The sequence below is a fragment of the Cupriavidus sp. F041 genome (assembly GCF_057814235.1).
Map to the genome: position 1 here is coordinate 1748056 of NZ_JBVASY010000001.1, position 24363 is coordinate 1772418.

Consider the following 24363-nt stretch of genomic DNA (forward strand, 5'->3'; position numbering starts at 1 on the left):
GCGGCGGCGAAAGGGATTGGCGCATGAAGACGATCGAATGGAAGGACTGGGAAATTTTCTGCCGGGTGGTGGAAGGCGCGAGCTTCACCAAAGGGGCCGAACTGGCCGATGTGCCGAAGTCGTCGGCCAGCGCGGCGGTGTCCCGGCTCGAGGTGCAACTCGGCGTGCGCCTGTTCGAGCGCACCACGCGCCGCGTGCGGGTGACCGAGCGGGGCCAGCAACTTTACGACCGGGTCGCACCTCTCTTTAACGAACTGCGCGAAATCAGCGCCGAGGCAGTGTCAGTCAGCGAGCAGGTCAGCGGCACCCTGCGCATTTCCACGCCCTACGAGGTTGGCTCGCTGCACCTGTCGCCAAGCCTCACGCGGCTGCTGCGGCTGCATCCCGAGTTGCGCGTCGAGGTGGATGTCAGCTGGGAGCAGCCCGACCTGGTCGAGCGGGGCTATGACCTGGTGTTCGTGATGACCCACACCGGGTTGCTCGACAGCTCATTCGCCAGCAAGCGCGTGGTGCTGATCGATCGCGGGTTCTTTGCGTCGCCGGCACTGATACGCGCGCGCGGATTGCCGCGCACGCCGCAGGACCTGGCGAGCTGGCCGACGCTGGGCAACGCCGACGACCGGCGCTGGGAGTTCCTGCGCGATGGCGTGGAGGTGGCGAGCCTGACGGTGGAGCCTCGCATGCGCACGCAGAATGCGGAGATCCGGCTCAAGGCCGCCCTGGACGGGCTGGGCGTGGCGCGGCTGTCGCCGCGCTATGTGCAGGACGAACTGGACCAGGGGCGGCTGGTGCGGGTGTTGCCTGCTTATTCGTCGGCGCCGCTCAAGGTTTATGTGTTGATGCCCGCGCGCAAGCTGATGCCGGCTAGCGTCAGGGTGTTTCTCGATGTGCTGGAGGAGACCTTGGGGCCGGGGGGCGCGGAAATTGTCGACACTGACCCCAACTTCAACTGACTAACAGGGAAAGAGGGCCAGGGATCGGGCTCCCTGGCTGGGAGGGGACGGAACCCGCATCCGCTCGCGCTCAATAGGGCTGGTCGCCGGGCCTGATCTCCAGCCCCAGCGTCTCGGCCAGGCCGGTCATTTCCTCGTCGTCCTCGCCGCGCGCCAGCCATCCGGCATAGGCATCGCTCTCGGTGTCCCAGTTCCATAGCGTGATGCCGGCCAGGCGCAGTTGCTCGTGCGCCAGTTCCATCAGCTCGGGCACGCTGGCTTTTTCCAGGAACTCCTCGTCTTCGGGATCTTCCACGCCCCAGTCGAGTTCGATGTCCAGGCGGGCGCAAAGCTCGTCCATGCAGCTGATGAAAGACGGCGCATCCTTCCAGTCCACATAGAAGCCGGACTCCCAGTCGATGACGTCCTTGAGGACCCACAGCAGCTCCTGGCCCTCGACCGCTTCCGCGTCGTCCGAGTTGGCCAGCGCCTCGTCGAACAGCGTCTGCTGCTTCTCGATCATGACGGGATCGTCGAAGTTGATCAGCTCGATCAGGCGCCAGAACGCGCGGTGCGTTCCGTCATCCAGTTCATCGCTCATCGCGTCAGCCCTCCATCAGTGCGGCGCCATGACATGCCGGCGCATTTGAAAACGGGAATTCCTGCCATGCAAGCGCGCCAGCCGCTCAACCGGCGATGCGCGAGATCTCGCGTTGTCCGCGCGGCGTCACGCGCAGCGCGCGGGAGGTGGACGTGGGTTCTATCCATTTGCGGGCCATCAGGCTCTCAAGCAGCGCCGCGCCGAGCGCGCCGCCCAGGTGCGGCTTGCGTTCGCTCCAGTCGGGACAGGTGCAGGCGAACTGCCGCCGCTTGCGCCGCGCGACTTCGAGATCCACGCCGAGTTGCGCCATGCCTTGCGTGCCGCCCTCGGTCAGGTCGACGGCCGTGCCGGCCACCACGATCCAGTTGGCGTGCGACATGCGCTCGAACAGCGCAACCGCAAGCTCCCCCGCGAGATGGTCATAACAGGTGCGGGCCTGGCGCAGGGCCGCCGGCGCGGTCCGCGAGGCGGGTACCGCGCGCACGCGCGGCGGCTGGCTCGCCAACGACGCACTGGCCAGCGCCTCGATGGCAACGCCGATCTCGGGCGTGGCGAGCCGGTAGTAGCGATTGCGCCCGCGCGTCTGCACCGCGAGCAGCCCGCCTTCGCTGAGGCGCGCAAGGTGGCCGCTGGTGGACGATGCCGACAAGCCGGCGATGACCGCGAGTTCGCCCGCCGGGCGCGCGCTGCCGTCCATCAGCGCCCACAGCATGGCGGCCCGTCCGGGGTCGGCAAGCAGACCGGCAATCTGGCTGATGCTGGGAGCGTATTCCATAGTTCATCTCGCCGTAAAACAACGATCGCAGTATAGACGCATATTCACCAATATTGACCTCGGGGAATAAAGTCCTTCCAACGGAATAAAGTCCTTCCTGAGGGAATAAAGCGCTTCCGAAATGTATTAAGCCGGGGTCAATACCTGACAGCCTCGGTGAGGCGGTCGCGACCCCGCTCATTTCCAGAATATTGACTGAAAATATATACAAATCAATAGGTTAGGCAATATGAGGAGCTGGGAATGCCCCCGGCTCTGGCGGCTTCCCACCTCGCCGGCGGCTCGTGTTCTTGCTCTTCGAGGTCCGGCTAGCTTGCACGCAGCTGACGAACAGCTCAGGGAGTGCCCTGCCCGAGCACATAAACACGCCGACACGATGCTCTTGGCCGCTTTCGGCTCGGATGGTCTGCCAGTGCGTCTCAATCCGGTGGCCCTGCTGCACCAGGTCGAACTTGCGGGCAGGCGGGCAGTACTGCAGAGAGGAAATTGGGCTCCGGGTGGGCTATGAGGACACTCTTCCAAGCGCCAGTCAGAAGGCTAACCGGCATCGGAGCCGCCGCGGCGGCAGCGCATATCGCGGTACACGAGGCGTGAGATATATTGCTTGGATTGCCTGTCGGGGAACAATCGCCGCTGCCATTGCAGCTATTCATTGAATTGGCATGCGACATCTGGTTCTGCTCGGCGTAGCAGGGCGAAGCCGCCAGGCCAGCTCCGCAACATGCCAAAATGGCATGGCGAAATCCGCAGCGGTAGAGCGGCTGCAAGTATCACAAGGAGAAGCACCCATCAGAATCGCTTCATTTTTCTTCTGCATTGTCCCTCCCGCACCCCTCGGTCCGAGATGGCATGACAACTGACCGTTCCTTGACCGTGTTGACTACAGGTGGTCCCGATTCTCCAACACGCGATGATGTCGTTTCTTGGGGCAAGTCACCCGCCTCGCAGGCGGCGGCGAACAAGAGAGATGCAAGGTCGAGCTGCCGGACATCCTTCCGTCGGCGCGCAATGGCTTCCAGAGCAAGGAGCATGTAGTCGGCCAACTCGAATTCCTTCTCCTGGCAAGCCCTTTCGAACACCGCAAACACCTCCTCATGCAATGAGTGCTTAATATTGCTCATTGCATCCGTCTCCGACGAGGGCTGCAGCTGTGCCTCGGGGGTGTCTGACTTGGCGGGATCTACTAGCAATGAACAATGTGTCCCATTCCCAAATGACTTGTCCGGCTCCATATTTCTAAATATGGACGTTCCCACAGAGGGAAGGTCAAGTATTGTTTGCGGTCACCTTCCGGCTGGGTCTGGAGTAGCGGCTTGCAGGTGCTCTGCTACAGCGCTATTGGCTCCGGACTCGCGTATGTTGTGCGCAAAGTATTCTGGGTTCCGAAGGACTGTTTCGTTAAGAACTCTTGACCATCCGTGCTGTCGCCCAAACGGAGCAAGTTTGATTTCAATCAAGCCTTCTGGAGCATACGCGAGTAGATTAAAAGGAACGCGTCTTCGCGTCTTAGATACCCCCATGTGAGAACGGCGCCATGTCCAACAATATATCGGCCTCAATTCTGATCGCGGTTTCGGCGCTCGTCTGGACGCCGCTAGCGTTCTCGGCTGGTCCGCAGCCAGCCGCAGCTGAGCATGACGATGGCCATGCGCAGGCTGCCACTGCTGCACCACGGAAGAATGCCACCCGGAAGAGTCCAGCACCGAAAAATGCAACACAGAGGAATGCAGACATGGACGCGCAGATTGCACATTTGCGTGCGCTGCATGAACGGCTGTCGAGGGCCAAGACGCCGGAAGAGCGCCAGGCACTGATGGCGGAGCAGGCCAAGGTGATGCAGGAGAGTATGGCAATGATGCACAGCATGATGCCGATGCAGGGTCGTGGCGACATGCACGGCAAAATGCCTATGGGCCAGGCAGACATGGCAGACCACATGCGTATATGTCATGAGTTGATGGGCCAGCATATGGAGATGATGCAGACGATGATGGACCGACAGGGGATGAGCGGCGGCATGATGAAGCCGTAGTAGCTCAGTCTGCTCTGGGTAATGTCGGCCAATTGACCTGCCCAGGGCGGGCGACCTTCGATGACCGGTCGCGGGCTGCCCCGCCATAGACCTTCCCACCATGGCAGGGTCAATGTTTTTTTCGTTAGTGGGCAGGATGTGTCTTGCAGGCGACTCCTATTGGAGCGTCGGTGCGTATCCGCTAAACTACGAGTCTGCGGCCACAAGGCAGCTATCGCCCCCGATGCTTCGACTCGTCACACGTTTCCTTCTCTTGCTCCTGATTGCAGCGCTTCCGCTGCAAGGGGTGACTGCGGCCACGATGATGGTAAAAGGCGCGACGCAGGCTTACGCGAGCGCAGCGCGGGTGCAGTCTGATGATGGCCATGAAGGCGTCATCACAGTATCGTCCGATGATGACGATGACCACTGCATCGCGCACATGAGCGATGCGGATAGCAAGCAGCAGGGCAAATCTGGAAAGCATGCAGGTCATGCGTGCCCAGGCTGCGCCGCTTGTTCGCTTTGCTCGGTCGTCCCCTATGCTTTCCCTCTTTTTGTTCACCTCGACAATGCGCCAGCACAGGTTCCTTCGAGCCTGATGGAAGCCTTTGTCAGTCACATCCCGGACGCGCTCCAGCGTCCGCCTGCCTCGGTCGTCTGATGCCCTAGGTGCGTCCATTTTTTGGGCGCTCCCATCGTGCGTTGCCAGAAATTTATGGCTAACGCGGCACTCAAGGCTTCATCCTCACAAGGTTTGACATGTCTCTGACACGCATGCTGGCTGGCGCCAGCCTGGCGGTCGTCTGGGCGTCCGTCTATGCGCAGGCGTCGTCGCCTCGACCGGACCCGCTTGACCCCAACGCGCCCATCACGACGCTCACGGTGCCTCGCACCTTCGATGAATACGTTCCCTACAGGGAGCCGAAGGTGGTGCCTTGGAAAGACACAAATGCCGCTGTCTCTCCGGCGAGCGGCGCCCGAGTAGGCGACATGGGCACGATGAAGATGCCCAAGCCGGCGCCCGCTGGGGCGGAGCCGGCCGACCACTCGGACCACAAGATGTGATGCAAGGACTTGTAATGTCAATTAGAAGAATACAAGCCCTGAGGTTTGGTGCATTGGCGCTGGCCGCCGCTGTCTTCCTGGGTGGTTGTGCCACGTTCTCAAAAGACGGTGGTTTCGATTCCGTGTCCTCTGTTGCAAAGGAGCGGCTCGGCAAAGACGTTGCCTGGGTCAGGTCAGAAGAGGACCAGGACAGCGTTTACAAACGCTCGCAGGAATTGCTTGCGCAGCCTTTGACGATGGATAGCGCAGTACAGCTGGCGCTGCTCAACAACCGAGGCTTGCAGGCCACCTATGCCGAACTTGGCATCTCCGAGGCCGATTATGTGCAAGCCAGCCGCTTGCCAAATCCAGGTTTCACTTTCAGCCGCAAGCATGCCGGGAACGACCTGTCGATTGAGCGAACCTTTACTCTCGCCTTCTTTAACGTTCTGACTTTGCCCTTCATCTCCCAGATTGAAGGCAAGCGCTATGAGCAGACGAAGCTATTGGTTGCCAATGAAACCGTGAAGGTCGCGGCCGAAGCGCGCAAGGCGTACGTCAACGCTGTCGCGGCACAGCAGTTTTCGCTGTATGCCGAGCAAGTGAACGAGAGCGCTGAAGCTGGGGCGGGGTTCGCCAAGCGCCTGGCCGCCGCCGGCAACTTCAGTAAACTCGACCTGGCGCGCGAGCGGGCGTTCTACGCCGATACCGCCGGGGCGCTTGCGCGGGCCAGGCGTCAAGCCATCTCCGACCGGGAAAAGCTTATTCGCGCCATAGGATTGTGGGGCACCGGAGCGAACTTCACGCTGCCAGACCGGTTGCCGGACCTGCCAAGGGAACGGCCAGAACTCGGGGAGCTCGAAGGCTACGCCATGCAGAACCGCCTCGATATTCAGGCCGGCAAGCTGCAGACGCAGAGCGTCGCTTCGTCGCTCGGACTGACCAAGGCCACACGCTTTATCAACGTCCTGGACGTGGGTTACCTGCGCAACAGCCTATCGAATACACCGCCTGAGATGGGTTACGAAATCAGCGTGCAAATTCCGCTGTTTGATTGGGGAACCGCCCGCGTGGCGCGTGCCGAAGCGGTCTATATGCTCGCTGTGAACCAACTCGCGCAGACTGCAATCAATGCGCGCTCGGAAGTTCGCGAGTCATATGCGAGCTACCAGACCAGTTACGACATCGCCAGGCACTACCGCGATGAAGTCGTGCCGGTGCGCAAGGCCATCGTTGATGAAATGATGCTGCGTTACAACGGCATGCTGGCTAGCGTGTTTGAGCTTCTGGTCGAAACGCGCGCGCAGGTGGACGGGGTCAATACCTACATCGGCAGCCTCCGCGACTATTGGGTGGCTGAGACAGACCTTCAACTCTCGCTTGGAGGCGAGCTACCTTTACAAGCCGACGCGGCTGCCACGCCACAGAACAAACAGATGACCGTGCCGAACGGAAAAGGACAGTAACCATGGTTTCCCGTCGACAATTCCTACAAGGCTCCGGAGCCGCCATGCTCGGCGCCGCCGTGGTGTCCAAAGCCGGTGCGGCATCGCTGCCGGAAGCGCCTCTGCAATCCGGCGCTGCCACGCAGCCTCCCCTCGTTCCTTCATCGGGTCGACCCTATAACCCCGTGGTAACGCTCAACGGCTGGACGTTGCCCTGGCGCACGCGCAACGGCTGGAAGGAATTTCACCTCATTGCCGAACCGGTCGAGCGTGAGTTCGCACCAGGGATGACAGCCCACCTCTGGGGCTACAACGGGCAGAGTCCGGGGCCGACCATCGAATGCGTGGAAGGGGACAAAGTCCGCATTTTCGTGACGAACAAGCTGCCAGAGCACACCACTGTTCACTGGCATGGCGTCATCCTGCCTTCCGGTATGGATGGTGTGGGTGGACTGTCGCAGCCGCACATCAAGCCGGGAAAAACCTTTGTCTATGAGTTTGTCATGGGCAAGTCCGGCACGTTCATGTATCACCCCCATTCTGACGAAATGGTACAGATGGCGATGGGCATGATGGGCTTTATCGTCGTGCATCCGAAAGACCAGTCGTTTATGCGAGTTGACCGCGACTTCGTGTTCCTGATGTCGGCCTACGATATCGACCCGGGCTCATACACGCCACGTGTCGCCACCATGACCGAATTCAATATGTGGACCTGGAACAGTCGCGTATTCCCCGGTATCGATACGCTGCCCGTGCGCCTCGGCGACCGTGTGCGTATCCGCATCGGCAACCTCACCATGACGAATCACCCGATTCACCTGCATGGGGTTGACTTTGAAGTGACGGGCACGGACGGCGGGTGGGTTCCCAAGGCTGCTCGCTGGCCTGAGGTGACGGTCGATGTTGCCGTTGGGCAGATGCGCGCGATTGAGTTCGTGGCCAACAATCCCGGTGACTGGGCTTTCCATTGCCACAAGTCGCATCACACGATGAACGCCATGGGGCACCAGGTCCCCACCATGATTGGGGTTAAGCAGAAGGACCTTGCCAAGAAGATGAACAAGCTGGTGCCGGATTACATGGCCATGGGAGAAGCCGGCATGTCGGACATGGGGGGGATGGAGATGCCTTTGCCGGACAACACCTTGCCGATGATGACTGGACAGGGTCCTTTCGGTCCGGTGGAGATGGGCGGCATGTTCACTGTCCTCAAAGTGCGCGAAGGTTTGGGGCGGAATGATTACAAGGACCCGGGTTGGTACAAGCATCCCAAGGGGACCGTCGCCTACGAGTACACGGGCGACTTGTCGTAACGCTGATTATCAATGGGCCGGAGCATGTCCGGCTTGCGTCTATCGTTCAACTATTGGAGTAAGAGTCATGAAGAAGGGATTTGCACCGATTGTTCTTGGCTTGGCACTCGCGTGCTCGGCCTCCGCATTTGCCGCCGCAGGCGACATGGGCAACATGGACATGAGCGGAAGCTCCGCTCACAAGGCGAACTCAACTGCCGCGAGCATGTCGCACGGCGAGGTCATGAAGGTCGATACCTCTGCCGGGAAGCTCACCATCAAGCATGGCCCACTGGAAAATCTCGGGATGGAAGGGATGACAATGGTCTTCAGGGTCAAAGAGCCGGCCATGATTTCCCAGGTAAAGGTTGGCGACAAGATTGACTTTGTTGCCGAGGATTTGAATGGTGCACTGACCGTTACCAAGCTTCAGGTGCAGTAACCGGTTCTGCGAAGTGCGGCCGCATCCCGGCCGCCGTAACGTACCCCGAAACCATAGAGGAAAGATACACATGAAAGCACTGACCCGGAAGACGCTGATGGGCCTTGCGACCGCCGCCGCTATTGGACTGTCGCCTGCCATCGCACTCGCGCACGGCAAACTCGAAGGCGCAGACCCGGCTGCGGGTAGCACGGTTGATGCGCCGGTGGGGCCGCTTCGACTGACGTTCAACGAAGACCTGGAGCCGGCATTCAGCAATGTGAGCGTTGCCGACGCCAGTGGCACAGTGGTTAGCAAGGAGAAAGCCAAGGTCGACTCGTCAAATCCGCGTGTGCTGACGGTTGCTGTCCCGAAACTGTCGTCGGGTTCCTATGCCGTGCGCTGGACCGTCATGACGCACGACGGGCACAAGGTCAAGGGCGACTATAAGTTCGCGGTGAAGTGATGAATGACGGTTTCCTTGGCATCTTGCGGCTTGCTTTGACGGCACTGCAGAACCTCAGTTTTGCCTTGCTCGTCGGTACCTTGTTGAGCGAGCGCTGGCTGGCTAGTTCCCCGTCTTCGTGGCAGGCCGACGTCAGCCGAAGGTTGGTGCGGGCGTTCAGGGGAAGTGCCATCGTTGCGCTGCTGTCGGGCGTACTCGCCTTCTGGATACATTGCGCGCTGATGAGCGAATCTTCGCTGATTGACGCCGGGCCGGCGGTGCGTTCGATGCTCGCGGCAACGGAATTCGGTCACGCTTGGGGGATTGGCGCTGCCTTGCTGCTTTGTGTCGCCATCGTGTCATTCCTCCCCTGGACCGGAAGAGCCTTTGGCTACCAACTGGCTCTGTGGCTGGGGCTTGCGGGATTTGCCCTGAGCCGAAGCCATTCCGGCCATCCGGTGGACGCCGGAGCCTTCAGCCTGCCCGGTTGGGCCGACTGGATTCATCTTCTGGCCGTCAGCGTTTGGCTTGGTATCGTGTCCGTCGCTGCGTTCATGGTGGCGCCGAAGATGGACGAGGCCGCACAGAGCGACCATCGGAACAGTGCGTCTTTCATCCAATCGTTATCGGACACCGCAACGTACGCCCTTTTCACGCTCTTTGTCACTGGAGCCTATAACGGGTGGCAACGAGTAGGTTCGCCGGGCAATTTGCTCAACTCGGCGTACGGGCAACTGCTCGTGCTGAAGGTTTCCCTCGTGGTAGCTGCTGCGGCCCTCGGGGGGCACAATCGGTTCTTTGAAATGCCTCGTTTGTTGGCGTCGTTAAAGAGCGGGTCATCCGTGTCTTTCGTTCGCCACATTAAACGCTTTGGCACCATTCTATATGTGGAGTCTTGGGTGATAGGAGGGGTACTGGCCGCTGCTGCGGTGCTGGTGGCTAGCCCGCTGCCTGGTACGTCCTGAGTTGCCCGCCGTGTCACTAGGCATCGTCCCGTAATAGCGCTAATCAAGCCGGAATCAAGTGGAGGAGAGGTTCAATGAAGTTCGCGATGAAGTTCCAGCTTGCTGCCATTGTTGTTGCGGGAGCACTGTCGAGTGTCGCCCTAGCCGGCGAGAGTGAGCCGGGATGGTGGCATTGTCATGGGCATGGTGGTGGTGGGGTGACAGCCTTTGGAAAGCCGCGTGACCCGAAGAAGGTTGGCCGGACCGTCGATGTGGATATGACTGACGACATGCGCTTCACCCCCGCCGTAATTACCGTGAAGAGGGGGGAGACTATTCGCTTCAATGTAAGAAACGTTGGCAAAGTCAGGCACGAGATGGCGCTTGGAACCGAGGGCGAGTTGAAAGAACACTATCACATGATGCTGAACACGCCGGAGATGGAGCATGCTTCGTCTGGTATTTGCGGCACCGCTATGGGCCTGCGCGTCCCCGGCCGCCAAAGAGGACCGCGCATGAGCGCGGAAATCGCTGCAAGCAGCGGTAAGCGAGGTTAGTTCATTTCAATGTTTTGAGCGTGCGAGGCTGGCGACAGCGAACAGAGAATAAGTTGAAGCACGGCGCGACGAATAACCTGGAGCAGTTCAGATGAACGACGAACTCGGTAAGGATAGGGACTCACACGGTCATCATGCGGGCGGTGTGCAGTCTCTGGGTGAGGAGCACGACCATTGTTCTCATCAGAAGCACGGGAATTCCAGTGCTTCCGCGCTTGAAGACCACTTAGGGCATACGCACAACCATGGCCACGCCACCCCCGGCGCGACGACACAACAGAAAGACCCGGTCTGCGGTATGTCTGTCACGGCGGATTCGCAGTTCCATGGCGAGCACGATGGGGTTCGCTACTTCTTTTGCAGTGACGCATGCCAGAAGAAGTTCCAGGCCGAGCCTCTGAAGTACATCGCTCCCGTAGTGGGCGCCCCGGTTGTCCCCGCCCCAGAAGGTACTATCTATACCTGCCCGATGCACCCGGAGATTCGGCAAGACCACCCGGGGAACTGTCCGAAGTGCGGCATGACGCTGGAGCCGATAATCCCCGGTCTGGACGAGGAAGAAAATCCAGAACTCGCGGATTTCAGTCATCGCTTCTGGTGGACGCTACCGCTTACGGTCGTGGTGTTCGTGCTGGCGATGTTCGGGCATCAGATTGACCTGATGGAGGTGTCTACCCAGAGTTGGGTGGAGCTGGTTCTCGCCACTCCCGTGGTCCTCTGGGCGGGCCGGCCGTTCTTCCAGCGCTGCATACAGTCATTCATCAATCGCAGTCCGAACATGTGGACGCTGATTGGGCTCGGCACCGGCGCTGCGTATCTCTACAGCGTGATTGCAACGGTTGCTCCTGGAGTCTTTCCCGAGGCCTTTGCGGCCCATGGTCGAATCGGTGTGTATTTCGAGGCCGCCGCCGTCATCATTTCGCTGACGCTGGTTGGCCAGTTGCTGGAGCTGAAGGCACGGTCGCAAACGTCCGCTGCTATCAAGTCGCTGCTAGGTCTGGTACCAAAGACAGCGCGACGCATCAATGCGGATGGCACCGAGGAAGACGTGCCGCTGACGCACGTCCATGTTGAGGACACGCTCCGCGTACGGCCAGGCGAGAAAGTGCCGGTGGACGGAGTTGTTATTGAAGGCACGAGCTCGCTGGATGAATCGATGATTACCGGCGAGCCGATTCCCGTTACCAAGCGGGTTGGCGACCACGTCATCGGCGCGACGATGAACACTTCAGGCAGCTTGGTCATCAAATCCGAGAAAGTCGGCTCTCAGACCGTGCTGTCGCAAATCATCCAGATGGTCGCACAGGCACAACGCTCCAAGGCGCCGATGCAGAGGATGGCCGATAAGGTTGCTGGGGTGTTCGTTCTGGCGGTGGTCGGTATCGCAATGATTACATTCTTAGCCTGGGGCTTCTTCGGTCCAGAGCCGAGCTGGGTGTATGGACTCATCAATGCCGTCGCCGTGCTCATCATTGCATGCCCCTGTGCGCTTGGTCTGGCCACCCCAATGTCCATCATGGTGGCAAGTGGCAAGGGTGCCTCGAACGGTATTCTGTTCCGTGATGCGGCAGCCATTGAAAATCTGCGCAAGGTGGACACGCTGATTGTCGACAAAACCGGCACCCTGACTGAAGGGCGCCCAACGTTCGAGCGCGCGATAGGCACAAACGGTTTCACGGAAGAGGAGGTACTGCGGCTGGCCGCGAGCCTCGATCAGGGCAGCGAGCATCCCCTTGCTGCCACTATTGTGGAGGCGGCTCGCCAGCGCAATCTAGCACTCAAGAAGGCAGAGAACTTCGAATCGAGCACGGGCATCGGGGTGCGGGGGAATGTTGGGGGCAGGAAGCTAGCGCTCGGAAACACAGCGTTGATGCAGGCCGACGGTATTGGTACCGATTCCCTAGCTGGCGACGGTGACACGCTACGCGCTCAGGGTGCCAGCGTCATGTATCTTGCCGTCGATGGAAAGCTAGCAGGGATTCTCGCGGTGTCAGACCCTGTGAAGCCCACTACGCCCGAGGCGCTCGCCAGGCTGAGAGAGGTGGGCATTCGGGTGGTGATGGCCACCGGGGACGGCGTGGTGACGGCCAAATCCGTGGCCGCAAAGCTCGGCATTGATGAATTCCACGGCGAGGTGAAGCCAGCCGATAAGTTGGCGCTGGTCTCGAAATTCCAAGCAGAAGGCAGAGTTGTTGCGATGGCCGGCGACGGCATCAACGACGCACCGGCGCTCGCGAAGGCCGACGTGGGCATTGCCATGGGTACGGGTACCGATGTCGCGATGAACAGTGCGCAAGTGACGCTGGTAAAAGGAGACCTGCGTGGCATCGCCCGCGCGCGGGAGTTGTCTGAGGCAACAATCTGGAATATGAAGCAGAACCTCGGATTCGCTTTTGTCTACAACGCCTTGGGCGTGCCGCTGGCCGCAGGGGTGTTGTACGCGTCTACCGGTTGGTTGCTATCCCCCATGATTGCTGCGCTGGCGATGAGCCTCAGTTCTGCCTCGGTAGTCTCGAATGCATTACGACTGCGGAAGGCGAAGATTTAATGCATCGTGCACCAGTGCCGGTAGTCGGGACAACTGTTTTTCCACCCCGCGCTCACTCAGTACGGATAGCAGCCCGCCGATTTCAATGATGCTGGTCTTCATCTGGCCCCCTAGGCAGGCACTGCCATGTGTGGCTATCGGCTCATTTCGCAATGGCTCCGCTCAGCAGGTGTTCGTCCGCATAGGGAAACACTATCTGCCGGCTTGGACGAATCAGTTCTTCATCCTTGTTCGCATAGTGAAGCTGATGCAGCAAATCCTTGATGACATTGAGGCGCGCCAGGCGTTTATCGTCTGCGCTGACGACGTTCCATGGCACGACAGCGTTGGTGCGAGCAAACATCTCGTTTCGAGCTTTGCTGTATTTGTTCCAGAGCGCGACTGCCTGCTCATCGATTGGGCTTATCTTCCACTGCTTCAGAGGGTCGCGCCGCCGGTCCTCAAGTCGCCTCTTCTGTTCTGGTTTGGTGATGTCCAGGTAGTATTTGATGAGGCGAATGCCGGAGCGCACCAGCATGCCTTCGAATTCCGGGACGCTGGACATGAATTCCTCGTGTTCCGCGTCAGTGCAAAATCCCATCACGTGTTCGACACCTGCCCGGTTATACCAACTGCGATTAAAGAGCGTAAATTCTCCGGCGGCAGGTAATTCCGCCGCAAAGCGTTGGAAATACCATGAGCCTTGGTCGCGGTCGGATGGCTTTCCGAGGGCGACAACACGAGTTTCACGCGGACTGAGATGCTCAACGATGCGCTTAATCGTTCCATCCTTCCCGGAGGCATCCCGCCCCTCAACAATGACCAGTATCCTGTCGTTGCAGCAAAGGAAGTGCTTTTGCAGCTTCACTAACTCAATCTGAAGCAAATGCAGTTCCTCTTCATATTCGTCATGCGAAATGGAACTGACTTCAGCCTCGTAGCCAAGATTACGTGCCTTCGTTTTCATTGTTCCGGTTCCGTAAGCCCGGCGTCTCGGCAGCCTCTACAGAGTGCTTCCCTGGTGTCAGCGGGGTAACTTTGTCGGAAAGGAGCAAGTCCAGCGCAACCCGATCTACGACCTCTTGCTCGAGCAGTAGCTTCGCCAGTGCGTCTAGTTTAGTTCGACTTGCCAACAGTGTTTGCTTCACGCGCCCGTTCGCATCGGCCAGAATCTGTCTGACCTCGGCATCAATCATCTGCGCCGTGCTTTCACTGTATTCTTTGCGCTCTCGCGGCATCATGCCAGTGCCCATGAACATGGGATTTCGCATTTCCTCATAGGTTGCGAGTCCAAGCTGTTCACTCATCCCAAACTGGGTAATCATCTGGCGCGCCATGTCTGTGGCGCGCTGCAAATCGTTCTGTGCACCGGTCGACACATCCCCGAAAGCAATTTGCTCGGCGACGCGGCCACCGAGCAGCACATCAAGCCGGTCAAGCAGTTCGCTCTGCTTCAGTAGATAGCGGTCCTCCGTCGGTGTTTGCTGCGTATAACCAAGCGCGGCCACGCCACGTGGAATGATGGAGACTTTCGAAACGCGGTCAGCGCGAGGCCGCCACTCCGCTACGATGGCATGACCCGCTTCGTGGTAGGCGATGGTTTCTTTCTCCTGCGGATTCATCACACGGTTCTTCTTTTCCAAGCCGCCCACGATGCGGTCCAGCGCCGCGTCAAAGTCCTGCATCTCCACCGCGTCCTTACCTTTGCGAGCCGCCAGCAGCGCTGCCTCATTGACCAGGTTGGCGAGGTCGGCGCCGGCGAATCCAGGGGTGCGCGCCGCCAACTTTGTGAGCTCAACGGTGGGGGCGAGGACAACGTTTTTGACGTGTACCTTGAGAATCTGTTCGCGCCCCTTCAGGTCGGGACGGTCGAGTGCGACATGGCGGTCAAATCGTCCGGGACGCAACAGCGCGGGGTCCAGAATTTCAGGGCGGTTGGTGGCCGCCATAATGATGACCCCCTTATTGGTATCGAAGCCGTCCATCTCCACCAACAGCTGGTTCAGCGTCTGCTCGCGCTCTTCGTTGCCGCCCATTGCGTTGAACGCTCGGGTTTTGCCCAGCGCGTCGAGTTCGTCGATGAAGATAATGCACGGTGCCTTGCTCTCGGCTTGATTGAACAGGTCGCGCACCCGTGCAGCGCCCACACCAACGAACATCTCAACGAAGTCGGAACCGCTCAAGCTGAAGAACGGCACACCAGCTTCCCCGGCAACGGCTTTCGCGAGAAGCGTTTTGCCGGTTCCCGGTGCCCCTAGTAGCAACACGCCCTTTGGAATCTTGCCGCCGAGGCGTCTGTAGCGCTGAGGGTCCTTCAGGAAGTTCACGATTTCGGAGAGCTCCTCCTTGGCCTCGTCGATGCCAGCGACATCGACGAAGGTCACGCCAGTTTCTTTCTGCATATAGACCTTGGCCTTGCTCTTCCCAATCTCCAGCATCCCGCTGGCAGCACCACCCATACGCTTAATCATGAAGCTCCAGATTGCAAAGAACAGGAGGGCCGGCACAATCCACGAGAGCAGGATACCAATCCACTTAGTGTCAGCTTCCCCGACGAAGCGTACTTTGGCCGCTTCGAGGTCCTGAACCAGATTGGGGTCATTCACCCGGAGGGTGGAAAACTGATGGTCGCCTTTCCCCTCGCGCAGCATCTCGTCGACCTGCTGCTTGGGGAGAAATTTATCGATTCCCTCGGTGCTGAGCGTACCCGTGATGGTCCCTTCTCCGAGTGCAACATTCTTGAGCTTGCCAGCCTTGAGCAGGACCTTGAAATCGCTGTACGGCAGAGTTTCGATATGAGTGGTGCCTATGTATGTATGTCTGTATGGCGAGCATCATCATGGCTGCCAGGAGTACATACCAGAGGGAAAACTGCTGTTGACGGGGTTCCATGGGGGCCTTTCATCTTCTTAGCAAACAGCACAGTCCGACGTCCAAAACCGTGTGGCGGCTGGGAGTCGGTCCAGAGATAAAGCTAGGTAGGGAGGTGGGGACGGGAGGCTGCCGTGGTTCTCTTTTGGATTCGGTTGGGTTGGTGCATCAGTCGCCTCCTTGCAGCATATTCTGTAACCACGCGAAGAATGCGCCGGCGGCGAAGAACCCAGACTGCGAACACGATGGCCGGATAGATGACGGACCACCATGTAAGCGGTTGGGATGTCTGAAGCCGTCGGAAATCCAGCCCGTTAAAGAGCACGTTCATGAAGTTCATCAATGCATCAGGGAATGCCAGCCATATGAGCGTGCACAGCGCATAGAAGAAGACGACGGTGGCCGATAAGGTCACACCTGTTCTGAACGGCTTCATGGCAAGCTCCAGATGACGGTTAGAGTCACCGTGCTGCAGTGAACTCAATGTGGGGTAGTTCGCGGTGTGTCGTTGCCCCAGTACGGAATGAATGGCGGAGTGCGTCTGCAATATTCCTCGTACTCCTGGCCGAATTCCGCAAGCGCGTCACGTTCCTCTGCCTTGGCAAGTCGAATGTACATCCAGACCAGCACGGGAAACATCAGAAGGGTGATGATTGTCGGCCACTGCAGGAGGAACCCGAACATAATAAGGACAAACGCGACATACTGCGGGTGCCGGATGCGGGCATAGAGCCCGGTGCTGGCCAAGCGGTGTTCCTGCTGCGCCAGATACAGTACCCGCCAGGCGGAAGAGAGCATGATGAAGCCACCAAAAATCAGAATGTCGCTCATGAGATGGAACGGCCCAAGGTGCGGGTTGCCACGCCAGCCGAAGAGCATCATTTCAGGAAGATGCCCTGCATCATGGGAAAGAAAATCGACACCCGGGAATCGTGCCGTTAGCCACGGCAAGAGGAAATAGATGGTCAGGGGGAAGCCGTACATCTCGGTAAAGAGCGCCACTATGTAGGCAGAGAACGCACCAAAGGAGCGCCAGTCACGCGTGGTCTTGGGCTTTGTGAAGCTGAACGCGAAGATGATGAAGGCGGCGGAGTTGATAATCACTAACGACCATAAACCATAGGCGCTTTGCGTATCGTGTTGCATCATCGATCTCCCTTGGTGTTGATATCCCTGGGTGCCTCATCCTTTCCGTGGCCATGACCGTGACCGTGTCCTCCATGCATGAAGAGATGCATTAATGGGCAGGCGGCCAGCAGGAGGAACGGTAAGAACTGAATGACGTGCGCCCGGTGTTCTGTCCACAGGAAATACGCAATCACCAGCAAGAATCCAATCAGGACAACCCTGGACCTTGAAACCGTTCGTTGTGAATCGTCTGGCCTTTCATGATTGTCGTGGTCGTGGTTCACACTATCCTCCGATGGAGTGGGCTCTGTTGGGTTCCAGCTAACAGCAGCCGTGGTCACGGTGGTGCCGGTGGACGTATCGTGCAGGGTCCTGCTGGAAAACCGCCCGCGAAGCTTCGGATTCGAAAAAGAAAGTCTTTCCTTCGAAATTTGCCGTGATGGCGTGGGCGGCATCGACCTTGTTACCAGTGACGGGGTCGTGCTCAGCCTGTCCATACTCCTGGATTGTGTGCGAGGCGTCGCTGTGCTCGCTGTTCCGGCGAGCCATGAAGAGGCGCCACATCAATAGCGCCAATGCCGCAGCAATCAGGAGCCATGCCGGATTCTGTGTAAGCCAGTTCATTTACGGGCCGCCTTTGCAAGGTTTGCTTGTGCGCCGCACACCGGCGGTCGCTGGGGCCGTGTGCTCGTCGGTAACGCTGTATTTGCCCCCATAGGGGGTAGCGGACCTGCTCGGCATTCCAACCCCTCTTTTGGGCGAGTAGTTGCCTGCAAGGCATGATTTGCATTTTCAGTATGGGCTCACACTGGGTTTTTCTCTTGATGCCAATCAAGAAATGCTGCAGCTGCGATGTTTTTGTGTCGCGGGTGCGGCGCAAATGAATAGGGAACAGGGCAAGAATGGGCAGCAGACGTTGAAGGGGCCCGCCCGGTCCTTCCGCCGCCCCGAGCAGGCAGACTTGGCCGGGGTTGCGGACCTAGAAGACTGCCACCGCGCCGCTGACCAGTTCCTTTACCAAGGCAGGAAGCTCTGCCAGTTGCTGCGCGACGAGGTAACGGATTTGCTGTTGCCGGGCGGCCGAGAGCCCATCTGCCGCCGCCACATCGATGGCGACCAGTTGCGGCTGGTCGATTGGGCGACCAATCGATGACAGGAGCCGGACGATGACAACATCCACGCCATCCACGTTGGCCTCAATATGTGCTGCCAGCCGATGGGCTAGCACGTTGTAGAGCTTGCCTACATGCGAAGCCGGGTTCTTCCCCGCTGCGGCCTCCAGCGACATTGGCCGATAGGGTGTAATCAAGCCGTTCACCCGGTTCCCGCGACCAACTTCACCGTCGTCACCGTGCTCCGCGCTCAGGCCCGTGACGGTCAGGTAGATTCCGCTTTCGTCGCGGGCACCGGGGTCGTCCAGGGTATTGATTTCAATCTCACATAAAGGACGGATGTGCCTGGCAAGGAGCGACGTGATTTCATTCTTCAGCGTGAAGTATTCTTCAACGCCGTGCACATATCGGTCGACAAACGCGAGGGCAATGGTGAGGCGGTGATGCGCATCCAGTCGACTACCCATGACCTTGTAGTCGCGGCCCGCCGCCTTGAAAGAGTCCCTGAATCCACTTGAGCCGAGAAGGTGCGCGACAGACAGCACCGAGCTTTCGAGGCTGGAATGTGGTGCATAGCCGACACCAAAAGACGTGTCATTGGACAGTGGGAGCGAGGAGCCAGTCACCCGCCGGAGGTTCGGAGCCGAAGGCCGCAGAATGGGCTCGATGCCAATCTGATGGCCAATCTCGCCTAAGCTCTCTGTCAGGTACTCGCGAATGGCCTGCTCAACGACCGCTTCAGCCGTGGTCGACGGCAGTTCGGTAACCGGGCCGGAGACTATCAATCGCATTGGGCGCAGCAGTTCGCCGCAGCCAAATCTCGGTGCACTCATGCCGCCTATCAGCAGCGCCTTGTCGAGATTGAAATGCTGGATTGACCCGTAGGTTTCGAGGTAAGCCCGGCATAGGGCGCGGGCGCCAGCCTCGACCGCCCCGTCGCAAATACTATCCGGATGACCAATACCCTTGTGCTCGCACATCTCAGTGCGCGCGTCCCACTGTGATGGTGTCTTCGAGACGGAGAGCGCAATTTTCTCCGAAGTCAGCATGTCAAACCTCCTTCGCGCGGTCACCCTGTAGTCATTCTATGCCTCGCCCGGAGGCGCCCATGCATGTGGTTCGGCGGACCTGACCGTAATTGGCTCGTCGTCTTGGAAACCCTGCGTGTGCGCAAGTACCCCGTTGTTGAGCGAAATCAAGATACCTGTCATCCACGCAGCCTAGGATGAACGTGGAAACCCCGTTTGCGGCGGCGCGTGCTCCTCGCAGGGATTTTTAGTGGATTATTGGAATCATGCGGCTTGTCAGGAAGGCCGCCAAAGGACGGAGGTGTCTCGTGCGCAGGATATGGTCGGTGCTTGTTGTATTGCTCGCAGCGAGCCTCACGGGATGTGGCTATAACACCATCCAGTCGCAGGATGAGCAGGTTAAGGCGGGCTGGTCCGAGGTGGTGAACCAGTACCAACGTCGCGCCGACCTGGTGCCAAATCTGGTGAATACCGTCAGAGGCTATGCAAGCCATGAACGGGAGGTCCTGACGCAGGTGACTGAAGCCCGTGCTCGAGTCGGCTCCATCCAGGCCACGCCGGCACTGCTCAACGACCCGCAGGCCTTCGCTCAGTTCCAGGCTGCCCAGCAACAACTCTCCGGGTCCCTGTCCCGGCTGCTCGCCGTGTCAGAGAACTACCCTCAGTTGAAGGCGGATGCTGGTTTCCGCGACCTGCAGGCCCAGCTCGAAGGCACTGAGAACCGGATTTCCATTGCACGAAATCGCTATATTCAGGCCGTACAAGCCTACAACGTGACCGTGCGAGCGTTTCCTTCGAATCTGACGGCGATGGTGTTTAGCTATAAGGTAAAGCCGAATTTCAGTGTCGCCGACGAAGCGGGCATCGCCAAGCCACCGCAAGTTGGATTCGGTGCGACGCCGGCCAGCGCCCCTGAGGGTGCCAAGTGAACCTGCTCTCGGCCGCACGAGGCCTGCTTCTAGCGCTGACAGCCTTTGTGTCGTTCGGCGCCATTGCCGAGGTTGCCGTTCCGTCATTGACTGCGCGAGTGACGGACCTGACCGGTACGCTCACGCGCGAGCAGCAGGCGTCCCTGGACCAGACGTTGCAGGCCTTCGAAGCAAAGAAAGGAACTCAAGTTGCGATTCTCATCGTTCCCACCACCCAACCGGAAACCATCGAGCAATATTCGCTTCGCGTTGTCGAGCAATGGAAGTTGGGACGCAAGCGCGTCGATGACGGCGCGCTGCTCATTATTGCCAAGGATGACCGCACGCTTCGTATTGAGGTGGGCTACGGCCTCGAAGGCGTCCTGACTGACGCCACAAGCAAGCGCATCATCAGTGAAGATATTGTGCCTCGATTCAAGCAGGGCGATTTTTACGGCGGCGTGTCTGCGGGCATCGACCGTATGCTTGGGGTCATCCAGGGAGAGCCTCTGCCAGCCCCCAAAGGAACAGCGGGGGACAGGGGTGACCCCGTCCGGCAACTGATGCCAATCCTTCTTGTGCTCACGCTGGTTCTGGGTGGATTTTTGCGTTCCATGCTGGGGCGATTCCCGGGTGCAGTCGCTACCGGTGGCGCCGTCGGTGTGGTCGCGTGGATGCTTTCCGGCGCTATCTTTGCTGGCATCGTTGCAGCGGCAATCGCGATTTTATTCACGCTGCTGGGCGGCGCGAACATGGGCTTGCTGGGTATCGGTGGTCGCTCTGGAAGATATGGTGGCCGCTCGAGCCCTGGGAGATTCGGCGGCGGTGGCGGTGGTTTTGGCGGCGGCGGTGCCTCGGGCAAGTGGTGATGGAAGACGTCAAACGCATCGTGAGGCATCTGCTGATGACGCACTGGCAGGTCAGGCGGGCCTTCCCGCAGGAAATCCTGCGCGCAATCGAGCAAGCCATTGCAGAAAGCGAGTCGACACATATCGGACAGCTCTGTTTTGCTCTGGAGGGCGCGTTGAGCGCCACGAGCCTATTCAAGGGGCTCTCGGCGCGTGAGCGTGCAGTGGAAGTCTTCTCTCAATTGCGCGTCTGGGATACGGAACATAACAATGGTGTCCTGATTTACCTGTTGCTGGCAGACCATAGCGTCGAAATTGTTGCCGACCGTGGCATCCACGCGAAGGTCGAGCCCGGTGAGTGGGATGTGGTTTGCAGGGAAATGGAGGCTGCCTTCCGACGCGCTGAGTATCAACGGGGAGTCATCGCCGGCATAAAAGCCATCAGCCAGCATCTGGACAGGCATTTTCCCGCGCAGGCCAGTGGTGAGGACGAGCTGAGCGACAGGCCAGTGATTCTCTGAGTCGCAGGAATGCCGCCTCGGGCAGGCCAGGTTCTCATGGGAAAGGAGCGACGTTGACAGTCCTCGGAATTCCTCCCGACGCGGCTGGCTTGGGTGCAGCACTAACGATTGGGCTGCTAATCGGCTTGGAGCGCGGATGGCATGAACGCGAGCTCCCTGAAGGTGGCCGCGTCGCTGGCCTTCGCACCTTTGCCTTGACAGGGCTTCTGGGCGGCGTTCTTGGCATTCTGTTGCCGCAATTTGGCGCATGGCCATTGGTCGGTGGATTGTTGGGTATCTCGATGCTGCTCGCAGTGTCATACAGCCACATAGCCAAATCGTCCGGCAACCTGAGTGCGACAAGTGCTGTTGCGATGCTGTTGACACTGGCGCTGGGCGCTCTTGCTGCGAGCGGAGCGATTGCGTTGTCGCTTGGAGCCGCCGTGCTTGCGGCTGTCCTCTTGGACATGAAGCCGACATTGCACGGCTGGCTACGGCTGATTGAGCATCGCGAGCTAACGGCAGCGCTGCAACTGCTAGTCCTTTCCGTGGTCATTCTGCCCAATCTACCAAACGCCGGATTGGGCCCTTACGGCACTTTGAGTCCGTATCAGCTTTGGTGGGCGGTGATACTAATTGCCGGCCTTTCCATGGCCGGGCACGTGGCAATGCGCGTCACGGGGTCGCGACGGGGCGTTCTGTGGACCGGCCTGCTGGGCGGACTCGCTTCGTCGACCGCCGCGACGTTGACGTTGGCTCGCTATGCGAAGCTCCAACCGTCCTTGGAAGGTGCATGCGCCGCAGGAGCTGTGGGGGCATGCGGCGTGATGTTTTTTAGGATGACCGTCTTGCTGGGGGTAATCCAACCCACACTCGTGATGACCTTTGGGAGTGCCTTGGTCGTGACCGGCACTGTTCTGCTTGGATTGGGCTTGCTGCTTTGGCGGCGGTTCTCCGGAGCTTCCTCCAGTGATGCGGAGATTGCTCCGATGGCGCCTTTCGATTTGGGTACGGCGCTCGGTTTTGGCGCTTTTCTCGCTGTCATGGCAATCCTGGTGCCTGCTGCTAAGCAGTGGCTGGGCGCAGGTGGTATCTATGCGCTCTCGGCGGCTTCAGGCCTTGCCGATGTCGATGCAATCGTGATTTCCCTGGCGCGCATCCACGGCTCAGGAGGAATTGCGACGGCTACGGTGGTCACTGCCATGAGCCTGGCCGTCCTTGCCAACATGCTCACCAAGGCGTCGATTGCTTGGGTCACTGGCGGCCCCCTGGTAGGGCGAACAGTGTGCAAGGCCTATGCTATAGGCATGCTGGCTGGTGGTGCGACCCTGGCAGCAATGATTCGTTTTCTCTAGAGCATTCCAAGCCCGTGCCGGGCCCGGCGTTGGCGGAGAAACCGAGATGAGCTATACCGGTGAACGGCAGCGCTGCGATGACCGACAGACCAATGGTGCGCGCTCGCGGCATACACGCCGTGGAGTGAGCCCGCACGAGAGCATGGTCCGGGATTCGTCGGCGACAGTGGTGAGCGGCGCGAGCCGCATCCCGTTCATGAGATCGAGTCAATTTCGACGTTTCCCATGGCGCTGCCGTCCATTAACCAGTTTGGAGCAAGCGATGGCGATGCGCAAGCGAGACGACGACGAGGTGTTTCCGAACGCGGCGGGGATCGATGTGGGCGGGTCCAGCCACTGGGTGGCCGTGCCGCGGCATCTGGCCGAGCAAGCCGGCTGCGAGCCGGTGCGCGAATTCGGCACGATGACCGATGACCTGCACGCGTTGGCCGACTGGCTACTGGCGTGCGGGGTGGACACGGTGGCGCTGGAGTCCACCGGGGTCTACTGGATCCCGGTGTACGAGGTGCTGGAGCGGCGCGGGCTGACGGTGTGGCTGGTCGATGCGCGGCAGATGAAGTACGTGCCCGGACGCAAGAGCGACGTGCAGGACTGCCAGTGGCTGCAAAAGCTGATGAGCCTGGGGCTGCTGCGCGCGGCCTGGCGCCCCGGCGATGAGGTCTGTGTGGTGCGCGCGGTGGCGCGTCAGCGCGAGGTGCTGCTGGCCGAGCAGGCCGACTGGGTGCAGCGCATGCAGAAGGCGCTGGTGCAGATGAACCTCCAGCTCAGCGAGGTGCTCACCGACGTGATGGGCATGACCGGGCAGGCCATCGTGCGGGCGATTGTGGCGGGCGAGCGTGACCCCAAAGTACTGGCGCGGCATCGCCATGGGCGCGTCAAGGCCAGCGAGCGCGATATCGAGCGGGCGCTGACGGGCAACTGGCGCGAGGAGCACCTGTTCGTGCTCGGGCAGGCCCTGGCGATGTTCGACAGCCTGGCCCAGCGCATCCTCGAGTGCGAGGCGAAGATCGAGGCGTTGCTCGCGCCGCTGGGCTGTCACGAGGTCGAACTCGGCGGGCCGGGCAAGCGGCGCGGCAAGAACACCCCGACGTTTGATGCCCGCACCGCGCTGGCGCGCTGGGCGGGCGTGGACCTGACGCGCATCAATGGCCTGGCGGTCACCTCGGTGCTGACGATCCTCTCGGAGATCGGCCCGGACCTGCGCCGCTTTACCAACGTCAAGCACTTCTGTTCGTGGCTGGGACTGTGCCCCGGCACCAAGGTTAGTGGCGGCAAGGTGCTCAGCGCGCGCACCCGGCGCTCCACCAACCGGGTGCGCCAGGCACTCAAGCTGGCGGCGATGAGCCTGTCGCGCAACGGCTCGGCGCTCGGCGCCTTCTACCGCCGGCTGTGTAGTCGCATGGACAAGCCCCGTGCCAATACCGCCGTCGCCCACAAGCTCGCGCGGATGGTGTACTTCATGCTGACCCGCGGCGAGGCCTTCGTCGACCAGGGCCAGCAGCACTATGAAGAGCAGCAGCGCCAGCGCAGCATCGCCGCGCTCCGGCGCCGCGCGACTGCCCTCGGTTTCCAGATCACCCAAGCCGTTCAGCCGGCTTGAAAAAACCGTGCTG

Annotated in this window: 26 protein-coding genes and 1 pseudogene; 16 read left to right on the forward strand and 11 right to left on the reverse strand. The window is 59.9% G+C overall.

All coding sequences use genetic code 11. The features are described 5' to 3' along the window. Positions 1-23 precede the first annotated feature (23 nt). The gene (locus ACZY0R_RS07915; protein ID WP_488857887.1) at positions 24-953 is read left to right on the forward strand and encodes a LysR family transcriptional regulator; all 930 of its coding nucleotides are present in this window, start codon (positions 24-26) and stop codon (positions 951-953) included. A 70-nt stretch (positions 954-1023) separates the two neighbouring features. Here the strand turns inward: ACZY0R_RS07915 and ACZY0R_RS07920 are convergent, their stop codons facing one another. From ACZY0R_RS07920 to ACZY0R_RS07935, 4 genes are all read right to left on the reverse strand, one after another. After that, positions 1024-1533, reverse strand: coding sequence for a DUF6630 family protein (locus ACZY0R_RS07920; protein ID WP_488857888.1), 510 nt, complete (start codon positions 1531-1533; stop codon positions 1024-1026). An 85-nt stretch (positions 1534-1618) separates the two neighbouring features. Continuing rightward, complete coding sequence (locus ACZY0R_RS07925; RefSeq protein WP_488857889.1) at positions 1619-2308, reverse strand: ArsR/SmtB family transcription factor; 690 nt, start codon at positions 2306-2308, stop codon at positions 1619-1621. A gap of 220 nt (positions 2309-2528) precedes the next feature. Next, positions 2529-2795: a helix-turn-helix domain-containing protein gene (locus ACZY0R_RS07930; RefSeq protein ID WP_488859570.1), complete on the reverse strand. Its 267-nt coding sequence runs from the start codon at positions 2793-2795 to the stop codon at positions 2529-2531. Between the two features lie 313 nt (positions 2796-3108). Next, positions 3109-3429 (reverse strand): hypothetical protein, encoded by a 321-nt coding sequence (locus ACZY0R_RS07935; RefSeq protein ID WP_488857890.1) that lies wholly within the window; start codon positions 3427-3429, stop codon positions 3109-3111. A 413-nt stretch (positions 3430-3842) separates the two neighbouring features. On the opposite strand from ACZY0R_RS07935, the gene ACZY0R_RS07940 reads away from it, so the two are divergent. From ACZY0R_RS07940 to ACZY0R_RS07985, 10 genes are all read left to right on the forward strand, one after another. Further along, a complete protein-coding gene (locus ACZY0R_RS07940) occupies positions 3843-4340 on the forward strand; it encodes a hypothetical protein (protein WP_488857891.1) in 498 nt (165 codons plus the stop codon). A gap of 223 nt (positions 4341-4563) precedes the next feature. Beyond that, a complete protein-coding gene (locus ACZY0R_RS07945) occupies positions 4564-4983 on the forward strand; it encodes a hypothetical protein (protein WP_488857892.1) in 420 nt (139 codons plus the stop codon). Between the two features lie 98 nt (positions 4984-5081). After that, on the forward strand, positions 5082-5387 hold the full coding sequence (locus ACZY0R_RS07950) for a hypothetical protein (protein ID WP_488857893.1): 306 nt from the start codon (positions 5082-5084) through the stop codon (positions 5385-5387). 14 nt (positions 5388-5401) lie between these two features. Continuing rightward, positions 5402-6832 carry a TolC family protein gene (locus ACZY0R_RS07955; protein WP_488857894.1) on the forward strand — a complete coding sequence of 477 codons (1431 nt, stop codon included), beginning with the start codon at positions 5402-5404 and terminating at the stop codon, positions 6830-6832. Positions 6833-6834: 2 nt separating this feature from the next. Further along, positions 6835-8127, forward strand: a complete 1293-nt coding sequence (locus ACZY0R_RS07960) for a multicopper oxidase domain-containing protein (RefSeq protein WP_488857895.1) — start codon at positions 6835-6837, stop codon at positions 8125-8127. Between the two features lie 67 nt (positions 8128-8194). Next, the gene (locus ACZY0R_RS07965; RefSeq protein ID WP_488857896.1) at positions 8195-8548 is read left to right on the forward strand and encodes a copper-binding protein; all 354 of its coding nucleotides are present in this window, start codon (positions 8195-8197) and stop codon (positions 8546-8548) included. Positions 8549-8618: 70 nt separating this feature from the next. Next, on the forward strand, positions 8619-8993 hold the full coding sequence (locus tag ACZY0R_RS07970; protein WP_488857897.1) for a copper resistance CopC family protein: 375 nt from the start codon (positions 8619-8621) through the stop codon (positions 8991-8993). Next, complete coding sequence (locus tag ACZY0R_RS07975) at positions 8993-9937, forward strand: copper resistance D family protein (RefSeq protein WP_488857898.1); 945 nt, start codon at positions 8993-8995, stop codon at positions 9935-9937. Before ACZY0R_RS07970 ends, ACZY0R_RS07975 begins: the two co-directional genes overlap by 1 nt. Positions 9938-10011: 74 nt before the next feature. Then, positions 10012-10473, forward strand: a complete 462-nt coding sequence (locus ACZY0R_RS07980; protein WP_488857899.1) for a cupredoxin domain-containing protein — start codon at positions 10012-10014, stop codon at positions 10471-10473. Between the two features lie 91 nt (positions 10474-10564). Further along, positions 10565-13021, forward strand: coding sequence for a heavy metal translocating P-type ATPase (locus tag ACZY0R_RS07985; RefSeq protein ID WP_488857900.1), 2457 nt, complete (start codon positions 10565-10567; stop codon positions 13019-13021). A 142-nt stretch (positions 13022-13163) separates the two neighbouring features. On the opposite strand, the gene ppk2 is transcribed toward ACZY0R_RS07985, so the two are convergent. From ppk2 to ACZY0R_RS08020, 7 genes and pseudogenes are all read right to left on the reverse strand, one after another. Then, positions 13164-13967: a polyphosphate kinase 2 gene (ppk2, locus tag ACZY0R_RS07990; RefSeq protein ID WP_488857901.1), complete on the reverse strand. Its 804-nt coding sequence runs from the start codon at positions 13965-13967 to the stop codon at positions 13164-13166. Beyond that, positions 13948-15892: pseudogene (gene ftsH, locus ACZY0R_RS07995) on the reverse strand (ATP-dependent zinc metalloprotease FtsH). Before ftsH ends, ppk2 begins: the two are co-directional and overlap by 20 nt. Positions 15893-15974: 82 nt before the next feature. Further along, positions 15975-16307, reverse strand: coding sequence for a DUF5676 family membrane protein (locus ACZY0R_RS08000; protein ID WP_488857902.1), 333 nt, complete (start codon positions 16305-16307; stop codon positions 15975-15977). 44 nt (positions 16308-16351) lie between these two features. Further along, positions 16352-17017 (reverse strand): methyltransferase family protein, encoded by a 666-nt coding sequence (locus ACZY0R_RS08005; RefSeq protein WP_488859572.1) that lies wholly within the window; start codon positions 17015-17017, stop codon positions 16352-16354. Beyond that, positions 17017-17283, reverse strand: a complete 267-nt coding sequence (locus ACZY0R_RS08010) for a DUF2933 domain-containing protein (protein WP_488857903.1) — start codon at positions 17281-17283, stop codon at positions 17017-17019. Before ACZY0R_RS08010 ends, ACZY0R_RS08005 begins: the two co-directional genes overlap by 1 nt. A gap of 37 nt (positions 17284-17320) precedes the next feature. Next, the gene (locus ACZY0R_RS08015) at positions 17321-17623 is read right to left on the reverse strand and encodes a hypothetical protein (RefSeq protein WP_488857904.1); all 303 of its coding nucleotides are present in this window, start codon (positions 17621-17623) and stop codon (positions 17321-17323) included. A 355-nt stretch (positions 17624-17978) separates the two neighbouring features. Then, positions 17979-19160, reverse strand: coding sequence for a methionine adenosyltransferase (locus ACZY0R_RS08020; protein WP_488857905.1), 1182 nt, complete (start codon positions 19158-19160; stop codon positions 17979-17981). Between the two features lie 287 nt (positions 19161-19447). Here ACZY0R_RS08020 and ACZY0R_RS08025 point away from each other — a divergent pair, with 287 nt between their 5' ends. The 5 genes from ACZY0R_RS08025 (at position 19448) to ACZY0R_RS08045 (ending at position 24350) form a co-directional block, all read left to right on the forward strand. Continuing rightward, entirely contained in the window at positions 19448-20068 is a 621-nt protein-coding gene (locus ACZY0R_RS08025; protein WP_488859574.1) for a LemA family protein, read from the forward strand. Then, entirely contained in the window at positions 20065-20916 is an 852-nt protein-coding gene (locus ACZY0R_RS08030) for a TPM domain-containing protein (RefSeq protein WP_488857906.1), read from the forward strand. Before ACZY0R_RS08025 ends, ACZY0R_RS08030 begins: the two co-directional genes overlap by 4 nt. After that, on the forward strand, positions 20916-21416 hold the full coding sequence (locus ACZY0R_RS08035; protein WP_488857907.1) for a TPM domain-containing protein: 501 nt from the start codon (positions 20916-20918) through the stop codon (positions 21414-21416). Before ACZY0R_RS08030 ends, ACZY0R_RS08035 begins: the two co-directional genes overlap by 1 nt. Positions 21417-21469: 53 nt before the next feature. Continuing rightward, a complete protein-coding gene (locus tag ACZY0R_RS08040; protein WP_488857908.1) occupies positions 21470-22750 on the forward strand; it encodes an MgtC/SapB family protein in 1281 nt (426 codons plus the stop codon). A 262-nt stretch (positions 22751-23012) separates the two neighbouring features. Further along, the gene (locus ACZY0R_RS08045; protein ID WP_488857909.1) at positions 23013-24350 is read left to right on the forward strand and encodes an IS110 family RNA-guided transposase; all 1338 of its coding nucleotides are present in this window, start codon (positions 23013-23015) and stop codon (positions 24348-24350) included. Positions 24351-24363 lie beyond the last annotated feature (13 nt).